This is a genomic window from Actinomadura monticuli, assembly GCF_041463655.1.
Lineage (GTDB): Bacteria > Actinomycetota > Actinomycetes > Streptosporangiales > Streptosporangiaceae > Spirillospora > Spirillospora monticuli.
Map to the genome: position 1 here is coordinate 1 of NZ_JAXCEI010000037.1, position 1,618 is coordinate 1,618.

2 protein-coding genes are annotated in these 1,618 nt (G+C 68.0%); both read left to right on the top strand.

Features of this window, described 5'->3' with window-relative positions; genetic code table 11:
* Positions 1-239: 239 nt before the first annotated feature.
* On the top strand, positions 240-1,301 hold the full coding sequence (locus SM611_RS37430; protein ID WP_371955149.1) for a tyrosine-type recombinase/integrase: 1,062 nt from the start codon (positions 240-242) through the stop codon (positions 1,299-1,301).
* A partial coding sequence (locus SM611_RS37435; protein WP_371955150.1) for a helix-turn-helix domain-containing protein occupies positions 1,301-1,618 on the top strand: 318 nt, incomplete at its 3' end. The genes SM611_RS37430 and SM611_RS37435, both read left to right, overlap by 1 nt.

Sequence of the window (1,618 nt, forward strand, 5' to 3'; positions counted from 1 at the left end):
TAAGGGGACGAATAGCATCTGATGAGCTATTCGCACGCTTGAAGAAGGCGTTTGAGCTGGTCGTTCACTTGTAGGGGCGACGTACGCCGAGTTCGTCGTATGCGGCTGCAGGTGGCTGTCTACCTGCTATTTCCTGGGTTCGCCGGACAGCATCTCGCGTCTGATGCGAGCATGTCGCGTCTGATGCGAGGCGGTGTTTGTGGGTGAATCGGGTCTCGGTGGAGGGTGCCGCACGTCTGGTGCTTGCGGACGGCGTGGTGCCGCTGCACCCGCAGGAGGCGGTGTTCGCCGCGATGTTGACAGGGTGGGAGCGGCAGCAGTGCGCCCGGCTCTTGGCGGCCTCGACGATCAAGGCGCGGGTGGATCTGGTGCGCCGGTTCGCGGCGTTCACGGGCACGCCGCCGTGGGAGTGGCTGCCCGGGGACGTGGAGGACTGGGCGACCGACTTGTTGTCGTCGCCGGGGCCGCTGGCACGCTCGACGGTCCGGACCTACCTCAACCAGATCGCGATGTTCTGCGACTACCTGACCGACGCCCGCTACGGCTGGGCGGAGCAGTGCGTGGAGTACTTCGGGACGCACCCGTCCCAGATCTGCCACGAGGGCAACATGCCGTCCCACTCCTCGCCCTATGAGGGTCGGCCGGAGGTGCGGGCGCTGACTCGCCGGGAGTTGCAGGACTTCTTCGACTACGCCGATGAGCAGGTGCTTCGGGCGCGTGCTTCAGGTCGCAAGGGCTGGTTGCCGGCGTTTCGGGACGCCGCCTTGTTTAAGGTGATCTACGGGTGGGGGCTGCGGCGGCGCGAGGCCGGGAACCTGGATCTCGCAGACTTCTCCAGGAATCCGAAGGCGCCGGAGTTCGGGCGTTACGGCGCGTGTTATGTGAGGTTCGGGAAGGCGGTGAAGGGGTCGTCGCCGCGGAGGCGGACGGTGTTGACGGTCTGGGACTGGTCGGTCGAGGCCGTCGCCGAGTACGTGGAAGAGGTCCGTCCGCTGTTCGGGGTCGGGAAGCGGCAGTTGCTGTGGCCCTCGGAGCGCGGGGGGCGGATCACGGGACGGCACATCACCCGGCGGTTCGCCGAGTACCGGGACGCGCTCGGGCTGGAGGAGGTGCTGCATCCGCACTGCCTGCGGCACTCCTACATCACGCATCTGATCGAGGACGGCGCTGATCCGTTCTTCGTCCAGCGGCAGGTCGGCCACGCCTGGGGGTCGACGACCGCCATCTACACCCATGCCGGGTCGGACTTCATGAACAATGCCCTGCGAGAGGTCCTGGACGCGGGGCTGGGAGGTCAGTGATGCGGACGGTCGGTTACCGGTGGCATCTTCGGGAGTTGATGGCCCGCCGCGGCATGTTCAACACCACCGACCTGGCGCCGCTGCTGGCCGAACGCGGCGTCCAGATGTCGGCCTCGCAGGTCCACCGGCTGGTCACCGGGACCCCGGAGCGGCTCAACCTGCAGGTGTTCGCCGCGCTCTGCGACATCCTGGACGCCGACCCTGCAGAGCTGTTCGAACCGGTCGCCGGCACCTCAGCCCGCCGCAAGACCGCCCGGCAGACTGGTCAGGAGACCGGCCCGCTCGCGTCCGCCCCGCCGGGCGGGGTGCGGCGGCCG